Origin of the sequence: Nonomuraea sp. MTCD27 (genome assembly GCF_041950495.1) — a bacterium.
GTDB lineage: Bacteria > Actinomycetota > Actinomycetes > Streptosporangiales > Streptosporangiaceae > Nonomuraea.
In genome coordinates this window covers 107,740-120,578 of sequence record NZ_JBGNUW010000025.1, presented here as the reverse complement: position 1 = coordinate 120,578, position 12,839 = coordinate 107,740, and the positions used below count along the sequence as shown (strand labels likewise).

General features: G+C 72.2%; 11 protein-coding genes. 8 read left to right on the top strand and 3 right to left on the bottom strand.

The window, feature by feature from the left end; translation table 11 throughout:
* Positions 1 to 25 precede the first annotated feature (25 nt).
* Complete coding sequence (locus tag ACBJ59_RS50645) at positions 26 to 907, top strand: MerR family transcriptional regulator (protein ID WP_375117165.1); 882 nt, start codon at positions 26 to 28, stop codon at positions 905 to 907.
* Between the two features lie 39 nt (positions 908 to 946).
* Here the strand turns inward: ACBJ59_RS50645 and ACBJ59_RS50640 are convergent, their stop codons facing one another.
* A complete protein-coding gene (locus tag ACBJ59_RS50640) occupies positions 947 to 1,675 on the bottom strand; it encodes a TetR/AcrR family transcriptional regulator (RefSeq protein WP_375117164.1) in 729 nt (242 codons plus the stop codon).
* A 94-nt stretch (positions 1,676 to 1,769) separates the two neighbouring features.
* Between ACBJ59_RS50640 and ACBJ59_RS50635 the strand changes: the two genes are divergently transcribed.
* Together ACBJ59_RS50635 and ACBJ59_RS50630 are read left to right on the top strand one after the other, a co-directional pair.
* Positions 1,770 to 2,516, top strand: a complete 747-nt coding sequence (locus ACBJ59_RS50635) for a siderophore-interacting protein (RefSeq protein ID WP_375117163.1) — start codon at positions 1,770 to 1,772, stop codon at positions 2,514 to 2,516.
* A 40-nt stretch (positions 2,517 to 2,556) separates the two neighbouring features.
* Complete coding sequence (locus ACBJ59_RS50630; RefSeq protein WP_375117162.1) at positions 2,557 to 3,399, top strand: polysaccharide deacetylase family protein; 843 nt, start codon at positions 2,557 to 2,559, stop codon at positions 3,397 to 3,399.
* Between the two features lie 50 nt (positions 3,400 to 3,449).
* Here the strand turns inward: ACBJ59_RS50630 and ACBJ59_RS50625 are convergent, their stop codons facing one another.
* On the bottom strand, positions 3,450 to 3,734 hold the full coding sequence (locus ACBJ59_RS50625; RefSeq protein WP_364128713.1) for a DUF3040 domain-containing protein: 285 nt from the start codon (positions 3,732 to 3,734) through the stop codon (positions 3,450 to 3,452).
* A 134-nt stretch (positions 3,735 to 3,868) separates the two neighbouring features.
* Here ACBJ59_RS50625 and ACBJ59_RS50620 point away from each other — a divergent pair, with 134 nt between their 5' ends.
* The 5 genes from ACBJ59_RS50620 (at position 3,869) to ACBJ59_RS50600 (ending at position 11,936) form a co-directional block, all read left to right on the top strand.
* Positions 3,869 to 4,900 carry an Rv2578c family radical SAM protein gene (locus ACBJ59_RS50620; RefSeq protein ID WP_375117161.1) on the top strand — a complete coding sequence of 344 codons (1,032 nt, stop codon included), beginning with the start codon at positions 3,869 to 3,871 and terminating at the stop codon, positions 4,898 to 4,900.
* A gap of 284 nt (positions 4,901 to 5,184) precedes the next feature.
* Positions 5,185 to 7,059 carry a GTP-binding protein gene (locus ACBJ59_RS50615; protein WP_375117160.1) on the top strand — a complete coding sequence of 625 codons (1,875 nt, stop codon included), beginning with the start codon at positions 5,185 to 5,187 and terminating at the stop codon, positions 7,057 to 7,059.
* Positions 7,060 to 7,145: 86 nt separating this feature from the next.
* Entirely contained in the window at positions 7,146 to 7,268 is a 123-nt protein-coding gene (locus ACBJ59_RS50610; protein WP_364128719.1) for a hypothetical protein, read from the top strand.
* Positions 7,269 to 7,367: 99 nt separating this feature from the next.
* Positions 7,368 to 10,478 carry a S41 family peptidase gene (locus tag ACBJ59_RS50605; protein WP_375117159.1) on the top strand — a complete coding sequence of 1,037 codons (3,111 nt, stop codon included), beginning with the start codon at positions 7,368 to 7,370 and terminating at the stop codon, positions 10,476 to 10,478.
* 162 nt (positions 10,479 to 10,640) lie between these two features.
* The gene (locus tag ACBJ59_RS50600; RefSeq protein ID WP_375117158.1) at positions 10,641 to 11,936 is read left to right on the top strand and encodes a glycosyltransferase family 4 protein; all 1,296 of its coding nucleotides are present in this window, start codon (positions 10,641 to 10,643) and stop codon (positions 11,934 to 11,936) included.
* Here ACBJ59_RS50600 and ACBJ59_RS50595 read toward each other — a convergent pair.
* Positions 11,917 to 12,837, bottom strand: a complete 921-nt coding sequence (locus ACBJ59_RS50595; RefSeq protein ID WP_375117157.1) for a S1C family serine protease — start codon at positions 12,835 to 12,837, stop codon at positions 11,917 to 11,919. The genes ACBJ59_RS50600 and ACBJ59_RS50595 overlap by 20 nt on opposite strands.
* Between the last annotated feature and the right edge of the window lie 2 nt (positions 12,838 to 12,839).

Below are 12,839 nucleotides of genomic sequence, written 5' to 3'. Positions count from 1 at the left end.
GGGTGGAAGGTGCAGGCTGCGAGTCGTGAGTGACGGGCTTTACACCATCGGCGAGCTGGCCCGCCGGGCCGGGCTGCCGGTGCGGACGATCCGGTTCTGGTCCGACAGCGGCGTGCTGCCGCCCACCGGCCGGTCGGCGGGCGGCTACCGCCTGTACGACGAGGCCGCCCTGACCCGGCTCGGCCTGGTGCGCATGCTGCGCGAGCTGGGCATCGGGCTGGAGGCCGTGCAGGAGATCCTGGCGCGGCAGGTCACGGTGGCCGAGGTGGCGCGGGTGCACCTGCGGGCCGTGGACGCCGAGATCCGGGCCCTGCGGGCGCGCCGGGCCGTACTGCGCCTGATCTCCGAACGTGGCACTACCGACGAGGAGACCGTGATGTTGCACAGACTCGCCCAGTTGTCGGCCGCCGAACGGCGGCAGATCGTGACGGAGTTCGTCTCGGGGACGTTCGCCGGGATCGAGCTCGACGACGACGCGGCAGTGATCGCTGACTGGATGCGCGAGCTGCCCGACTCCCCCTCCCCCGCGCAGCTCGACGCGTGGGTGGAGCTGGCCGGGCTGATCGCCGACGAGGACTTCCGGCGGCGGCTGCGCCGGATCGCGCTGGCCGGGCCCGGCCCGCTGCCCGAGTACGAGCTGCGGGCCCGCGTGCTGGCCGAGGCCGGTCCGGCTCTGGCGGGCGGGGTCGATCCCGGGTCGGCGGCGGGCAAGGAGGTGCTGGACCGGGTGGCGGGCCCGGCCGTGGACCGGGCGGCCCTGCTGGAGTGGATGGAGACGGTGGCGGACGCGCGGGTGGAGCGGTACTGGGAGCTGCTGGCCGCGCTCAACGGGCACGGCGAGTCCGCGCCCGCCGTCCCCGCCTTCCGGTGGGTGATCGCCGCCCTGCGCGCACGCGGCATCGGCTGACGGCCGCCGGCCGGCCACGCGGGCGGCCGGCCGCCACCCCTACGCGCCCCGGCCGGCCTCGGCGTCATAGTCGAGGCCGAGCCTGGGGGCGAGCTCGCGCAGGCAGTCCTCGAACATCGGCTCCAGGTCGGAGTAGGCGAAGTCGAGCTGGTTGAGCACCTCCATGCAGAGCAGGCCGTAGAGCCTGATCCAGCACGACAGGAAGACGTGGATCACCTCCACCGGCAGCGTCAGGCCGGCGGCCCGCGCGTACGTCTCCAGCTGCGCCCTGATCGACGGATCCAGCTCCTCCGGCGCGGGCACCGGGAACGGCCGCGCCTCCCACAGCTGCGCGATCTCCTCGACGAAGGCCCGCTCGAAGTCCTGCCCGGCCCGGTCGCGCGGCGAGTCGAGCCGCCGCTCGCCCCTGATCGGGCTGGCGAACACCCAGCCGAACTCCGCGCGGTGCGTGATGGCCCAGCGCCGCATCGCCCGGCACGCCGCCAGCAGCCGGCGGCCGGGCTCCTCCCGTGGGTACGCCTCGCGCGCCGCCCTGATCGTCTCCGTCAGCTCGCGGTAGAAGTCGACGGTCACCGCGGCGACCAGATCGTCATGACCGGCGAAATAGTGGTAGAGCGCCGGCCCGCTCATCCCCATCTCCCTGGCCACCGCGTTGATCGTGACGGCCGCCGGCCCCTGCTCGATCAGCAGCCTGCGCGCCGTGGCGCGGATCTCCGCCAGCGTCGCCTGCCGCACCCGCTCGCGCCTGCTGACGCCCTGCGTGGCCATCGCCCACCTTCCTCCGGGAACGCACGTTGACATCCTAATGCGTCTATGTTTCCTTAGGCCCTATAAACAAATCTATTCCCACTAAGGAGAAGGAATGGCGCGCAACCCGCTGGCGAGCGCCTTCGCCAAGTACGTGATGGAGGGCCGCGTCACCAACGCCGAGTTCGTCACGCCCACGATGCGGCGGATACGCCTGGCGACCGGTGCCCCCATCGCGTTCCCCTACCGGCCGGGCCAGCACATCAGGGTGCAGCTCAACGACCCGCTGTCGGTGTCGGGGATCCTGCGACCGGCCGACACGCTGCGCACGTACACGATCTGGGACCTGGACCCGGACCGGCGCGCGCTGGAGCTGCGGGCGCACCTGTACGACGGTGACGGCATCGGGCTGCGCTGGGCCCGGGAGGTCGCGCCGGGGGACGCGGTGACCTTCTGGTGGCCGCAGGGCGACTTCTTCACCCGCGACGACGCGCCCTTCCACCTGTTCGCCGGGGACGAGACGGCGAGCGCGGCGTTCGGGCCGATGATCCGCGCGCTCGGGCCGGGCGCGCGGGTGCACGGCGTGCTGGAGAGCGAGTCCGCCGAGCACGATCCGCCCATGCCCGGGCCGCACGAGATGCGCCGGGTCCACCGGCGGGGCGCGCCGGCCGCGTCGTCGAAGACGCTGGTCGAGGCGGTGGCCGGGCTGGAGCTGCCCGGGAACACGGGGGCGGCCTACGTGGCGGGCGAGGCGCGCACGTGCCAGATGATCCGCGACCATCTCGTACGCGAGCGGAACTGGCCGCGCAAGTCGATCAAGGTCAAGCCGTTCTGGGCCCCCGGCAAGCGCGGCCTGCACTAAACCGGTTGGTTCTCCGGGGTCCTGTCGGCACGCTGGGGGCGTGAACGAACTACTGGGACACGCGGCCGGAAGCCGGCTCCTGATCGTCAACTGCGACGACTTCGGGATGTACCGGGCGGTCAACGAGGCGGTCGTGCGCTCGATCGAGGAGGGGATCGCGGGTTCGTGCAGCCTCATGACGCCCTGCCCGGCCGCCGGGCACGCGATGGGCCTGCTGCGCGAGCGGCCGGAGATCTCCTTCGGCCTCCATCTGACGCTGGTCTGCGAAGCGCCCGGCCACCCGTGGGGGCCGCTGGCCGCCCGGGAGACGGTGCCCTCGCTGCTCGACCCGGACGGGCTGCTGTACACGTTCGACCGCATTCCCGACCTGCTCGCCGCGGCCCGCATCGAGGAGGTGGAGGTGGAGTTCCGGGCCCAGATCGCCGCCGCCACCGACGCCGGGCTGGCGCCCACCCACCTGGACTGGCACTGCCTGGCGGACGGCGGGCGCGCCGACATCTTCGACCTCACCGTGGACCTGGCCCGGGAGTACGGGCTGGCGGTGCGGGCCTGGCTCGACCCCGCGCGCGGGAAGCTACGGGCCCGGGGCCTGCCGGTGACCGAGCCCGGCTTCCTGGACAGCTTCGAGCTCGACCTGGACGGCAAGGCGGCCGCGTACGCGCGGCGGCTGCGCGAGGTGCCGCCCGGGCTGAGCGAGTGGGCCGTGCATCCGGCGCTGGGCGACGAGGAGGCGCGGGCGGTGGATCCGGACGGGTGGCGGGTGCGGCTGAGCGACTACGAGTTCCTCACCTCGCCGCGGGCACGGGAGCTGTTGCGCGAGGAGGACATCGTGGTGATCGACTACAGAACCCTGCAGAGGGTCTGGACCGGCCCTCACACGTGAGGGCTCGCACCCGGAAGGCGAAAAGGGGGATCAGAAGGCGGCGACAGGGGTCAGAAGGCGGTGGCCAGGGCCATGGCCGCGGCGGCCTCGTGGCGGAGAACCATGATCAGGAGCGTGGCGACCAGCGTGGCGATGAGCAACCAGCTGATCAGAATGATGACCGTCGAGCGACGCGGCCGGCTCCGAGGACCCGGCGACTGCCCCGTCGACCTCGCCTCGCTGCGGCGAACCCGCTCGTTGAACGACTCCAGCCGTGCGACGAGTCGCGGATCGTCGTCGACGAGGTGCTGCTCGATCTGGGCCAGCATCCGCTCCTCGTCCTGCGACCAGGCCATAGGTGCACCTCCGGAACGCAAGCTCTGTGGCGTCTTTCTGCCCAACCCTGAAGATCATTAGCCCCCGGCTGACCCAGTAATTGCCACCTCTTTTCAGTTTGCGATCAAGCTCGAACTTTTGTTCTAATCATGGCATGCGCTGGGACAACCTGCGCCTGGCCGGGCCCGGCCGGGACGATCCGGCCGCGCCGCTCTTCGCTCGCGGCGCGGTGACCCGAACGTTCGACACACCCGAGTTCAAGGGGATGACCTTCTACGAGATCCGGGCCAGATCCATCATCAACCGGGTTCCCGGGGCCAGCCGGGTGCCGTTCGACTACACGATCAACCCGTATCGCGGCTGCAGCCATAGCTGTATTTACTGTTTTGCCCGAAAAACGCATGAATACCTAGATTTGGATGCCGGTGAAGACTTCGACTCCAAGATCGTGGTCAAGGTCAACGCCGCCGAGCTGGCCCGCAAGGAGCTGGCCGCACCCCGCTGGGGCGGCCACCACGTCGCCATGGGCACCAACGTCGACTGCTACCAGCGCGCGGAGGGCCGCTACAAGCTGATGCGCGGCATCCTGGCCGCCCTGCGCGACGCCGCCAACCCGTTCTCGATCCTCACCAAGGGCACCCTGATCCTGCGCGACCTCGACCTGCTGACCGAGGCCGCCGACGTGACCGACGTCAGCGCCAACGTCTCGGTGGGGTTCGTCGACCCGGAGCTGTGGCGCGCCGTCGAGCCCGGCACCCCCAACCCGCGCCGCCGCCTGGAGACCTGCGCGACCCTCAACGACAACGGCATCGCCTGCGGCGTCCTGATGGCGCCCATCCTGCCCTACCTCTCCGACTCCCCCGCCCAGCTCGACCGCACGGTCAAGGAGATCGCCGAATCGGGCGCCACCCACGTCGCCCCCATCGTGCTCCACCTGCGCCCGGGTGCCCGGGAGTGGTGGCTGAGCTGGCTCTCCCGCGAGCACCCGCGCCTGGTGCCGCGCTATCTGGAGCTGTACGGGCGGGGCGCCTACGCGCCGAAGTCCTACCAGCAGCGGGTGACGGGCCTGGTCAAGGAGCTCGCCGAACGCCACGGGGTCGGCCGCGCCACCCCGGCCATGGCCCGCCGCCTCCCACCCCGCCGCCCCACCGCCCCGGCCGAGCCCGAGCAACTCCGCCTGCTGTAACCGCCCGCGCCCCGCAGGGGCCACCATCCCGCGACCCAGGGCGGCCACCACCCCTCCCACCCCTGGAGCCGCTGCCGGCCGGCTCCCCACCGTGCGTTCCGGGGCTCCACGTCCCGACGGCGCGCTTCGCGGGGCCTGGCGATAAATGGCTGGCCCGCAGCTGGTGGGCGGTGGCAGGATGGCCGGGCTGTAGCCCGTCGACGATCAGGAGCTTGAGATGCGGCGCCGCCTCGGAATCTCCCAGCGCCCCATTGGCACAAGAGTTTCTCGAGGGCTCCTCCAGCATGCACATCCTGAACATCGGCATCCTCGCGCACGTGGACGCGGGCAAGACCAGCCTCACTGAGCGGCTGCTGTTCGAGACCGGCGTGATCGACCGGCTCGGCAGCGTCGACGAAGGCAGCACCCAGACCGACAGCGGCGAGATCGAGCGCCGCCGCGGCATCACCATCCGCACCGCCGTGGCCTCCTTCACCCTGGGTGACCTGCGGGTCAACCTGGTGGACACCCCGGGGCACGCCGACTTCGTGGCCGAGGTCGAGCGCGCGCTCGGCGTGCTCGACGGCGCCGTGCTGGTGCTGTCGGCGGTCGAGGGCGTGCAACCGCACACCCGGGTCCTGATGAAGACCCTGCGCAGGCTGCGCCTGCCGACGCTCATCTTCGTCAACAAGATCGACCGGGCCGGGGCCCGGGAGCGCGAGCTGCTCGCCGACATCCGGCGGCGGCTCGCCCCGTCCTGCGTCCCGGTCAACACCGTGACCGGCATCGGCGGCCGGGCGGCCGTCACCCGTCCCGTCGGCTCCACGCAGGAGGCGGCCGAAATTCTGGCCGAGCGGGACGACGGGCTGCTGGAGCTGCTCGTCGAGGGCGGGACACCGAGCGCGGACCTGGTACGCGCGGCGCTGGCCGGGCAGTGCGGGGACGGCGTGACCTATCCGGTGCTGTTCGGCTCGGCGATCACCGGGCAGGGCGTTCCCGAGCTGCTCGACGGGATCGGCACGTTGTTGCCCGCCGTGTCGCGGTCCGCGCTCCCGGACGAGCCGGCGCGGGGGGCCGTGTTCGCGATCGAGCGGGGCCCGTCCGGGGAGAAGGTGGCGTACCTGCGCCTTCGTGCCGGGGTGTTGCGGGTGCGGGAGACGGTCGTGTTCCACCGCGGGCAGAACGCCACGTACGACGGACGCCTGACCGCCCTGTCCGTCGCCGGCGCCCCAGCGCAGCGGGAGGCCGTCACCGGGGACATCGTCAGGGTGTGGGGCGTGCCCGAGATCCGGGTCGGCGACCACCTGGGCGGGCCGGGCCCGGCCGGGCAGGCCCACTTCACCCCGCCCGGCCTGGAGACCGTCGTACGCCCCCGCGTCCCGGGCCAGGAGCCCCGCCTGCACGCCGCCCTGCTCGCGCTCGCCGAGCAGGACCCGCTGATCGGCACCCGTACGCTGGCCGGCGGCGACACCTCGGTCCTGCTCTACGGCGAGGTGCAGAAGGAGGTCATCGGCGAGACCCTGGCCAGGGACTTCGGCGTCGAGGCGGACTTCGAGCCCAGCCGGCCCGTCTACTTCGAGCGCCCGGCGGGCACCGGCGAGGCGGTCGAGGAGATCCAGCGCCACGGCCGCAACACCTTCATGGCCACCGTCGGCCTGCGCGTCGACCCGGCCCCGCCGGGCTCGGGCGTGGACTACCGGCGGGAGGTCGATCTGGGGTCGCTGCCGCCGGCCTTCCACCGGGCGATCGAGGACAGCGTGCACCTGGCGCTGCGCGAGGGGCCGCACGGCCGGCCGGTCACCGACGTCGTGGTGACGCTGACCAGGACCGGCTACTCCGCGCCCGAATCCGTGGCGGCCGACTTCCGCGGGCGCACGCCCGTCGTGCTGGCGCGGGCGCTGCGCCGGGCGGGCACGATCGTGTACGAGCCGTGCCATCGCTTCGAGGCGGAGGTGCCGCTGGAGACGTTCGGCGCGGTCACCGCGAGCCTGGCCGGAGCCGGCGCCGAGCTGCGGGACACGCGGCGGCGGGACGACACCTGGGTGCTGGCGGGCGAGATCCCGGCGGCGGCGGTGCACGAGGTCGAGCTGCGGCTGCCCGGGCTGTCGCACGGCGAGGGGGTCTGGTGGTCGGAGGCCGCCGGCGACCGTGCGGTGCGGCAGTCCACTGCGACCAGATAGGTGGTATGTCGGTTTTCTCGTTAGATGGGTATTAAGGGGCTTGGTGCACCAATCCGGTGCATCTCGTCCGTACAGGGGGGATTTCGATGGCAGACACGAAGAAGAAACCCGCATCCAAGTCCGGCAAGTCCAAGAAGCAGGCCATCAAGACCAGCAGGCAGGCCAAGGAGACCAAGCGGGAAGACCGGAAGACCACCGGCGAGGAGTGACCATCGGGCAGCCGTCGCCGGCTGCCCGACCGGTGACATGATCGGACGGCCGAGGCCCCACAGGGCCCCGGCTGTCCGATCGACCGTGGAGCTGCGCCCATGTCGGGTTACCTGCGTTTCCCCGCTGTCTTCCAGGACGTGGTGGTCTTCGCCGCCGAGGACGACCTGTGGATGGTCTCCGCCCAGGGCGGGCGGGCCTTCCGGCTGACCGCCGGGCTCGCCGAGGCCGGCTACCCGCGCATCTCCCCGCGCGGCGACCAGCTCGCCTTCGTCGGGCGCGAGGAGGGGCCGGAAGAGGTGTACGTGATGCCGTCCGACGGCGGCGCGGCCCGCCGGGTGACCTTCCACGGCGCTCGCTGCACGGTGACCGGCTGGGACCCCGAAGGGCGCATCCTGTACGCCAGCGACCAGTCCCAGCCGTTCGAGGGCCGCAAGTGGCTGCACCGGGTGGCGCCGGGCGGGGTGCCGGAGCGGCTGCCGTACGGCCCGGCGAACTCGATCGCGCACGGCCCCGAAGGCATGATCGTGCTCGGCCGCAACACCGCCGACCCGGCACGGTGGAAGCGCTACCGCGGCGGCACGGTCGGCGACCTGTGGATCGACCCGCACGGCGACGGCGAGTTCCGCAGGCTGATCAGGTTGCCCGGCAACCTGGCCTCGCCCTGCTGGAGCGGCGGCCGGGTGTGCTTCATCTCCGACCACGAGGGCGTCGGCAACGTCTACTCGTGCGCCCCCGACGGCGGTGACCTGCGCAAGCACACCCACCATGACGACTACTACGCCCGCAACCTGTCCGGCGACGGGCACCGGCTGGTCTACCACGCGGGCGCGGACCTGTACCTGATGGAGCCCGGTGAGCGGCCGCGCCGGCTGGCGGTGCGGCTGGCCAGCTCCAGGACGCAGCGCAACCGCAGGTTCGTGGAGGCCGCCGACTACCTCGACAGCGCCACGCTGAGCCCGGACGGCAGCGCGCTGGCGATCACCGCGCGCGGCAAGGCGTACGCGATGGCCGACTGGGAGGGCCCCGTACGCCAGCACGGCTCCTCCGACGGCGTCCGCTACCGCTTCCTGACCTGGCTGAACGACGGGGCGCGGCTGATCGCGGCGGCCAGCGACGACGGCGACGAGGAGAAGCTGGTCATCCTGGAGGGCGGCGAGGGCGGCCCCGGCACGGAGGTGGCCCGGCTGGGGCGGATCAACGAGCTGGTGCCCGACCCCGCCCACGACCGGGTGGCGGTGGTCAACCACCGCGACGAGCTGCACCTGCTCGACCTGGCCACGGGCCGGGCCGAGCTGGTCGAAGCCAACCCGCACGGCCCGCCGGAGGACCCGGCGTGGTCGCACGACGGCACGTGGCTGGCGTACGCGAGCCCGCTCAACTCCCAGGCCACCGCGATCAAGCTGCACCATCCCGAGACCGGCCGCACGGTGCAGGCCAGCGAGCCGGTGCTGAAGGACTCGATGCCGGCGTTCGACCCGCGGGGCGACTACCTGTACTTCATCGGCCAGCGCGTCTTCTCCCCCGTCTACGACCAGCTCCAGTTCGACCTGGGCTTCCCGCTGGGCACCCGCCCGTACGCGGTGGCGCTGCGCGCGGACGTGCCGGACCCGTTCGTGCCCCGGCCGCGCCCCCTGGAGGAGAAGGACGACGAGGACGAGGAGGAGCCGGGACCCCTGAGCGTCGAGGTGGACGGGCTGGCCCGCCGGGTGACCGCGTTCCCGCTGCCGGAGGGCCGCTACGAGCGGGTGGCCGGGCTGAAGGGCAAGGCGCTGATCCTGACCAGCCCGCTCGAAGGGGACAACACGCTGCACCTGTTCGACTTCGCCAAGGGCGAGAGCGAGACGTTCGCCGACGGCGTCGGGGAGTTCGAGCTGGGCCGTGACCACAAGACGCTGCTGTACCGGGCGGGGAGCCGGCTGCGGGTGGTCAAGGCGGGCGAGGTGCCCGGCGACGAGGAGGGGCCGGGGCGCGAGAGCGGCTGGGTCGACCTGTCGCGCATCAAGGTGTCGGTCTGCCCGGAGGCGGAGTGGCGGCAGATGTTCCGCGAGGCGTGGCGGCTGCAGCGGGAGAATTTCTGGACCGAGGACATGGCGGGCGTGGACTGGCCGGCCGTCTACGACCGCTACCAGCCGCTGGTGGACCGGGTGACGACCCGGGGCGAGTTCTCCGACCTGCTGTGGGAGCTGCACGGCGAGCTGGCCACCAGCCACGCGTACGAGAGCGGCGGCGAATACCGTCCCGGCCCCGACTACAGCCAGGGCAAGCTGGGCGTGGACTGGCAGCTGCGCGACGGGGTCTACCACATCGGCGCCATCGTCACGGGTGACCCATGGGACCCGCGGGCGACCTCGCCGCTGAACCGGCTCGGGCTCGACGTCCGTACGGGTGACGCCGTCCTGGCCATCAACGGCGCGCCCATCGGCATGGGGGTGGCGACCCCGAACGAGCGGCTGGTCAACCAGGCGGGCGAGGAGGTGGAGCTGACGCTGCGCCGGGAGCAGCGGGTCTTCACCGTCACCGTGCGCGCCCTGGCCGACGAGCAGCCGGCCCGCTACCGCGACTGGGTCAACCTCAACCGCGCCCAGTGCCACCAGCGCTCCGGCGGCCGGGTCGGCTACCTGCACGTGCCGGACATGAGCGCGGACGGGTTCGGGGAGTTCCACCGGGGGTTCCTGGCCGAGTACGACCGGCACGCGCTGGTCGTGGACGTGCGCTTCAACGGCGGTGGCCACGTCTCGGCGCTGCTGCTGGAGAAGCTGGCCAGGCGGCGGCTCGGCTACGACTACCCGAGGTGGGGGGATCCGGAGCCGTACCCGCCGGAGTCGCCGCGCGGGCCGCTGGTGGCCATCACCAACGAGTGGGCGGGCTCCGACGGCGACATCTTCAGCCACACCTTCAAGCTGCTCAAGCTGGGCCCGCTGGTCGGCCGGCGCACGTGGGGCGGCGTGATCGGGATCTGGCCGCGCCACCAGCTCGCCGACGGGACGGTGACCACGCAGCCGGAGTTCTCCTTCGCCTTCGACGACGTCGGCTGGCAGGTGGAGAACTACGGCACCGATCCCGACATCGAGGTGGACATCACCCCGCAGGACTACGCCAGGGGTGTGGACACGCAGCTGGAGCGGGCCATCGACGTCGCGCTGGACCTGCTGGCCGAGCGCCCGCCGCACACTCCTGATCCCCGGCACCGGCCGCGCATGCAACCTTAGGCACCTGTCCGGCGTCTAAAGATCATAGGTGGGGATAGCGCACAGGGGATGAACACCGTGCACTCCATCGACCGCAGGACAATGGGCCGGTGGTGAGGCGACAACCCTCACCTCCGGCCACGTGTGTTGAGACTTCTTCCGCGACTAAGGGGGATCCGACAGGTGCGCGCACTGGCACGCAAGGGCAAGTCGGCGATGGTCCGGCTCTACCGGGGATACAACCGGCGCAAGGTACGGAACGCGCCGCCTCCCTCGACCCGGCAGGTACGCATCCTGCTGCTGCACGCCTACGGGATGGGCGGCACGATCAGGACGGTGTTCAACCTGGCCAGCTACCTGGCCGAGGAGCACGACGTGGAGATCGTGAGCATCCTGAAGGAGGCCGAGGAGCCGTTCTTCCCCATTGACCCCCGTGTGCGGTTCCGCTTCCTGGACGACCGGCTCAACCCCGGCCCCGACCCGGTGCGCGCGATGTTGTCGAAGCTGCCGAGCAGGCTCATCCCCAAGGAGGAGACGGCCTACCACCGCTTCAACATGTGGACCGACCTGAAGCTGGCCCGCTACATCCGCTCGCTCGACACCGGTGTGCTGATCGCCACCCGCCCGGGGCTCAACCTCGCGATGGCCCAGTTAGCCCTGCCCGGCGTCATCACCATCGGGCAGGAACACGTGGCCCTGCGCACGCAGGCCGAACCGATCCAGGAGCTGATCAAGTGGCGCTACCGGCGCCTGGACGCCCTGGTCACGCTGACGAAGGCCGACCTGGGCGACTACCGCGACACGCTGCCGAAGAAGCCGCGCAAGCTGGTCCGCATCCCCAACGCCGTGCCGCCGATGACCGGTGACGTCTCCAAGCTCGACGCCAAGGTGGCCGTCGCCGTCGGCCGGATGACCCGCATCAAGGGCTTCCACCGGCTGATCACCGCCTGGGAGACGGTCGCCGCCGCCCATCCCGACTGGAAGCTGCGCATCTACGGCGCCGGGCCGCAGGAGGAGAACCTCGCCCAGCAGATCGTGGACGCGGGCCTGGAGGGCAAGGTCGAGCTGCCGGGGCCGACCGCCGACGTGGGCGGCGAGCTGGAGAAGGCGTCGATCTACGTGCTCAGCTCCCGTCACGAGGGCTTCCCGATGACGATCCTGGAGGCCATGGCCAAGGGGCTGGCCATCGTCAGCTTCAACAGCCCGCACGGCCCCAAGGAGATGATCACGAACGAGGTGGACGGGCTGCTGGTCAAGCCGCGTACCAACGCCAACCTCGCCGCCTCCATCATCCGGGTCATCGAGGACGAGCAGCTGCGCCGCGACCTGGCCGCGGGCGCGCTGGAGACCGCGCACACCTACGACGTGGACGTCATCGGGCAGAAGTGGGACGCGCTGCTGGCCGACCTGCTGGCCAGGCGCGAGGGCAAGACCCGCCCGGCCGGCGCCCCGGCGGACCTCACACCCCCGTGCCCGTGAGCTCCACCGGCTCGGCGATGACGTCGACGAGCGCGCCGTTGCGGTAGACGGTGATCGGCAGCGGCTGCCCGATCGCGTCGGCGAACATCAGCCGCTGCAGGCTCTGCGCGTCGCCCACCGGGTTGCGGCCCGCGCTCAGCACCAGGTCGCCGGCGTGCAGCCCGGCCCGGTGCGCCGGCGAGCCGGGCACCACCTCGACCACCCGCAGCGCGCCGTCCTGCCCCGTGCGCCGGCGCAGCTGCTCGGGCAGCGGCGCCGGGGAGGTCACCAGGCCCAGGAACGCCCGCCTGACCCGGCCGTGCCTGATCAGCGCGGCGATGATGGACCGGGTCGTGCCGTTCATCGGCACGGCCAGCCCGACCCCGACCCCGGCCACGGCCGTGCTGATCCCGACCACCCGCGCCCGCGAGTCGGCCAGCGCCCCGCCGGAGTTGCCCGGGTTGAGCGCGGCGTCGGTCTGGATGACGTCCTCGATCAGCCGCATGTTGGCGCCGCTGCGCGCGGGCAGCGACCGGCCGAGCCCGGAGACCACCCCGGCGGTCACCGACCCGGTCAGCCCGAGCGGGTTGCCCACGGCCACCACGAGCTGCCCGACCACCAGCTCGTCGCTGTCGCCGAGCTCGGCGGGCGGGGGCGTGGCCGTCCGCGCCCTGATCACCGCCAGGTCCGACAGCGGGTCACGGCCGACCACCTCGAAGTCGCCGGAGGTGCCGTCGGCGAAGGCGACGGCACCTCCGCGGGAGGAGCCGACCACGTGGGCGTTGGTCAGCAGGAACCCGTCGGCGGTGAACACCACCGCGGACCCGCTGCCCCGGCCGGCCCGCACGGCGGCCACCTTCGGCAGTAACTCGGCCGCCACGGAAGACACGACGCTGGAGTAGGCGTCGAGGGGATCCGCCATTA

Coding starts and splice junctions, on each gene's coding strand:
- ACBJ59_RS50610 (WP_364128719.1), top strand. CDS start 7,146: ATGGCAGACACGAAGAAGAAACCCGCATCCAAGTCCGGCAAGTCCAAG.
- ACBJ59_RS50615 (WP_375117160.1), top strand. CDS start 5,185: ATGCACATCCTGAACATCGGCATCCTCGCGCACGTGGACGCGGGCAAG.
- ACBJ59_RS50640 (WP_375117164.1), bottom strand. CDS start 1,675: ATGGCCACGCAGGGCGTCAGCAGGCGCGAGCGGGTGCGGCAGGCGACG.
- ACBJ59_RS50635 (WP_375117163.1), top strand. CDS start 1,770: ATGGCGCGCAACCCGCTGGCGAGCGCCTTCGCCAAGTACGTGATGGAG.
- ACBJ59_RS50620 (WP_375117161.1), top strand. CDS start 3,869: ATGCGCTGGGACAACCTGCGCCTGGCCGGGCCCGGCCGGGACGATCCG.
- ACBJ59_RS50625 (WP_364128713.1), bottom strand. CDS start 3,734: ATGGCCTGGTCGCAGGACGAGGAGCGGATGCTGGCCCAGATCGAGCAG.
- ACBJ59_RS50595 (WP_375117157.1), bottom strand. CDS start 12,837: ATGGCGGATCCCCTCGACGCCTACTCCAGCGTCGTGTCTTCCGTGGCG.
- ACBJ59_RS50605 (WP_375117159.1), top strand. CDS start 7,368: ATGTCGGGTTACCTGCGTTTCCCCGCTGTCTTCCAGGACGTGGTGGTC.